Source organism: Streptomyces sp. NPDC001714 (genome assembly GCF_042892755.1).
Lineage (GTDB): Bacteria > Actinomycetota > Actinomycetes > Streptomycetales > Streptomycetaceae > Streptomyces.
In genome coordinates this window covers 1-4642 of record NZ_JBIAUL010000062.1, presented here as the reverse complement: position 1 = coordinate 4642, position 4642 = coordinate 1, and the positions used below count along the sequence as shown (strand labels likewise).

1 protein-coding gene is annotated in these 4642 nt (G+C 71.6%); it reads right to left on the bottom strand.

Features of this window, described 5'->3' with window-relative positions:
* A partial coding sequence (locus tag ACFY0P_RS52020) for a type I polyketide synthase (RefSeq protein ID WP_388929510.1) occupies positions 1-4642 on the bottom strand: 4642 nt, incomplete at both ends.

The following is a 4642-nucleotide window of genomic DNA, read 5'->3' as shown; positions in this document are numbered from 1 at the left end:
ATGGCGATCATGGTGCCGCCGGGCGGGAGTTGTTGCATGAGGGTGGCGCGGGCGGCGACCAGTCGGGTGGCGTCCGGCAGGGTGAGGACGCCTGCGGCGTGGGCGGCGGAGATCTCGCCGATGGAGTGTCCGGCGAGGTAGTCGGGTCGTACGCCGAGGCTGTTGAGGAGTTTGTAGAGGGCGGTGTGGTAGGCGAAGAGTGCGGTCTGGGTGTAGAGGGTCTGTCCGAGGAGTTCGGTGTCGTCGCCGAACATGACTTCCCGGAGCGGGTGTTGCAGGTGGGGGTCGAGGAGTGCGCAGACTTCGTCGAGGGCTTCGGTGAAGACGGGGTAGGTGTCGTACAACTCCCGTCCCATGCCGGGCCGTTGTGAGCCCTGTCCGGAGAACAGGAACGCCACCTTCGGTGAGCCCACCGCCGTACCCTCGATCAGTCCGGCGGACGACGTGCTGTCGGCCAGGGCGGCGAGCGCGGAGTTCAGATCCTCTTCGGTCTCGCCGACGACGACCGCGCGTCGCTCGAAGACGGTCCGGGCGGTCGCCAGGGTGTGGCCGATGTCCGCCGGTGAGGTGCCCCGCGTGAAGGAGCGCAGACGACCGGCCAGTTCACGAAGCGACTCCTCGGTCCGAGCCGAGAGCGGCCAGGCCACGGCCGGGTGAGGCGCCAAGGGTGACGGAGCCGTGCTCGGCTGCGGCGGCTGTTCGAGGATCACGTGTGCGTTGGTGCCGCTGATGCCGAAGGAGGAGACGGCGGCGCGGCGAGGGCGGTCGACGTCGGGCCACGACGTGTGCTCGGTCAGCAGGGCGATGTTGCCCTCGGCCCAGTCGACGTGGGGTGTCGGCTGGTCGATGTGGAGGGTCTTGGGGAGTTCGCCGTGGCGCATGGCCTGGATCATTTTGATGATGCCGGCGACGCCTGCGGCGGCTTGGGTGTGGCCGATGTTGGACTTCAGCGAGCCCAGGTGCAGGGGGTGTTCGCGGTTCTGGCCGTAGGTGGCGATGAGGGCTTGGGCTTCGATGGGGTCGCCGAGTCGGGTGCCGGTGCCGTGGGCTTCGACGGCGTCGATGTCGGTGGGTTGGAGGTTGGCGTTGGTGAGGGCTTGGTGGATGACGCGTTGTTGTGCGGGGCCGTTGGGTGCGGTGAGTCCGTTGGAGGCGCCGTCCTGGTTGACGGCGGAGCCGCGGACGAGGGCGAGGACGGGGTGGCCGTTGCGGCGTGCGTCGGAGAGGCGTTCCAGGAGGAGGAGTCCTGCTCCTTCGCCCCAGCCGGTGCCGTCGGCGGCCGCGGCGAAGGGCTTGCAGCGGCCGTCGGGGGACAGCCCCCGCTGCCGGCTGAACTCGATGAAGGTGGCCGGTGTGGCCATGACGGTGACGCCGCCGGCGAGCGCGAGTGAGCATTCGCCGTTGCGGAGGGCTTGGGAAGCGAGGTGGAGGGCGACGAGGGAGGAGGAGCAGGCGGTGTCGACGGTGACGGCGGGGCCTTCCAGGCCGAAGGTGTACGCCACCCGACCCGACGCCACACTCGGCATGCTGCCGTTGCCTATGTAGCCCTCGAAGCCCTCGGGGGCGGGGCGCAGCCGGGAGCCGTAGTCGTCGTACATGACACCCGTGAACACTCCGGTGCGGCTGCCCCGCAGGGTCGCGGGACGCAGGCCGGCGCGTTCGAAGGCCTCCCAGGCGGTCTCCAGCAGCAGCCGCTGCTGCGGGTCGACGGCGAGCGCCTCACGCGGGCTGATACCGAAGAAGTCCGGGTCGAAGTCGGCCGCGCCGTGCAGGAAGCCGCCGTGCCTGCTGTAACTCGTCCCGGTGTGCTCGGGGTCGGGATCGTAGAGTTCGGCGACGTCCCAGCCCCGGTCGGTCGGGAACCCGGAGATGGCGTCGGTGCCCGAGGTGACCAGGTGCCAGAGGTCCTCGGGCGTCCGTACGTCGCCCGGGTAACGGCACGCCATCGCCACGATCGCGATCGGGTCGTCGCCGCCCGTGGCCCGCACCGCCGCCGGTTCCTGCCCGGCCGGCAGGTCCCCGGCCACGGTGGCACGCACCAGCGCCGCCACCGAGTCGGGGGTCGGATGGTCGAAGACGAGGGTCGTGGGCAAGCGCAGACCGGTGACCTGGTTGAGCCGGTTGCGGAGATCGACCGACATCAGCGAGTCGAAGCCGAGTTCCTTGAACGCCCGTGCGCTGTCGAGTCCGTCGGAGGAGGCATGGCCCAGCACGGACGCCGTCGTGGCCCGTACGATCTCCAGCGCCTCGGTCAGCTGGTCCTCCTCGGGCATACCGATCAGCCGCGCTGCCAGGCCCGAGGCCGATCCGCTCGCCGCCGGGGCGGCCGTCCGGCGGACGGGCCCGCGCACGAGCGAGGAGAAGAGGGGCGGCAGGTCCCCGGTGGCGGCCCGTCGCCGAAGTGCCGGAAGGTCAAGACGCGTCGGTACCAGAACGGGGCGGTCGGCGGCGAACGCGGCGTCCAGCAGGGCGAGTCCCTCGGCGACGGGCAGCGGAGCCACACCGTACCTGGCCATCCGCGCCCGGTCGGCGTCGCTGAGCCCGCCCGCCATGCCCGACGTCTCGTCCCACAGTCCCCACGCCAGGCTGACCGCGGGCAGCCCCTCCTGCGTCCGTCGCCGGGCGAGCGCGTCGAGGAACGTGTTGGCCGCCGAGTAGCCTGCCTGGCCCGGATTACCTATGACCGCCGAGACCGACGAGAACAGTACGAACGCTCGTAGCTCCGGCAGCTCTCTGGTCAGCTCGTGCAAATACCAGGCGCCGTCCGCCTTGGGCCGCAGCACCGAGGCCACGCGCTCATCGGTCAGTGCGGTGACCACACCGTCGTCCAGCACCCCGGCCGCGTGCAGCACCGCGGTCAGCGGATGCTCGGCGGGCACCGCCGCCAGGACCGCCGCCACCGATGACCGGTCACCCGTGTCGCACACCGCCACGTCCACCTGCGCGCCGAGCTCGGCCAGCTCCGCGACCAGTTCGCCGGCGCCGGGAGCGGCCGGCCCTCGTCGGCTGGTGAGCAGGAGACGGCGCACCCCGTGCTCCCGCACCAGGTGGCGGGCGATCGACTTGCCCAGGGTGCCGGTGCCCCCGGTGATCAGGACCGTGCCCTCAGGGTCGAACGTCGCGCCGGGGACGGCGGGCCGCGCGCTGCGGACCAGCCGGGGCGCGTACGCTGTGCCGCCGCGCAGCGCCACCTGCGGCTCGTCGCCGGAGAGCGCCTGGGCCAGGGCTGTGGCGGCGGCTTCGCTGCCGTCGAGGTCGGCCAGCACGATCCGGCCCGGGTTCTCGCTCTGCGCCGATCGCAGCAGTCCCCACACCGGGGCGGTACGAAGGTCCTGCCGCTCGTCGTCGGTGACCGCCACCGCGCGCTCGGTCACCACGGCCAGTCGGCCGGTTGCCGCCCCGTCCGAGTCCGCGAGCCACTCCTGAACCACGCGCAGCGCGTCCAGCACCGTGGACCGTGCGCCGTCAACGGGTTCGGACCCGGTCTCCGCACCGGCGTCGATCCGGACGACCGTCACGTCGTCGGGGAGGGCAGCGGGACCAGATGCCGTCGTCAGAGGAGTCCACTCCACGGTGAACAACTGGTCCGATGCCGACGAACGCGATGCCGACAACGCCTGCTCCGAGGCGGAGCGCAACACCAACCGCCGTACGGTCAGCACCGGTCGGCCACTCGGGTCGAAGGCGGCCAGTTCCACCGCGTCCTCGCCCGCGGGCGTGATCCGCACCCGGAGGGCGGCGGCCGCCGTGGCGTGCAGCCCGACCCCGGCCCAGGAGAAGGGCAGGCGCAGCGAACTCTCGCGGACGACGGCGTGCAACGCCGCGTCCAGCAGGGCCGGGTGGAGGTTGAACCGGTCCGCCTGCTCCTGTGGCTCGGCGGACAGCTCGACCTCCGCGAAGAGCACGTCCTCCCGCTGCCACAGCCTGCCGAGCCCCTGGAAGGCCGGGCCGTACTGGTAGCCCCTCTCCGGCAATTCGTCCTCGTACAGACCCGTCAGGTCCACCGGCGTCGCGCCGGCGGGCGGCCACACGGCTTCTGTCCCGGGCTCGGGCGACACGGTCCGGGACACCACGCCGGTCGCGTGCGGTGTCCAGGGCTGCTCGACATCGGTGCGGGAACCGACCGTCACCGCGCGTTCCCCGCTGCCGTCGTCCGGCCTTACCACGACCTGGACCTGTACCGAGCCGTCCGCAGTCAGTATGAGCGGCTGCGTCAGCGTGAGTTCTTCCAGGCAGACGTATCCGGTCTGCTGTCCCGCCTCCAGCGCCAGCTCCACGAAGGCCGTACCCGGCAGTGTGACCGTACCGGCGATCGCATGGTCCGCCAGCCACGGATGCGTGGCGAGCGACAGCCGTCCGGTCAGCACCAGGTCTCCACCGTCGGCGAGTTCCACGGCCGCGCCCAGCAGCGGATGTCCGAGGGCGTCCAGCCCGGCTGCCGCCAGATCGCCCGCGTCCACACCCGAGACCGCCCAGTACGACACACGCTGGAACGGGTAGGTGGGGAGATCGACGCGGGCGGCTCCCGGGAACAGGGTGTTCCAGTCGATGGGGGTGCCGTGGGTGTGGAGGTGGGCGAGGGTGGTGGTGAGGTGTTGGTGGGTGGTGATGGTGGTGGGGTTGTCGAGGGTTTGGTGGATGA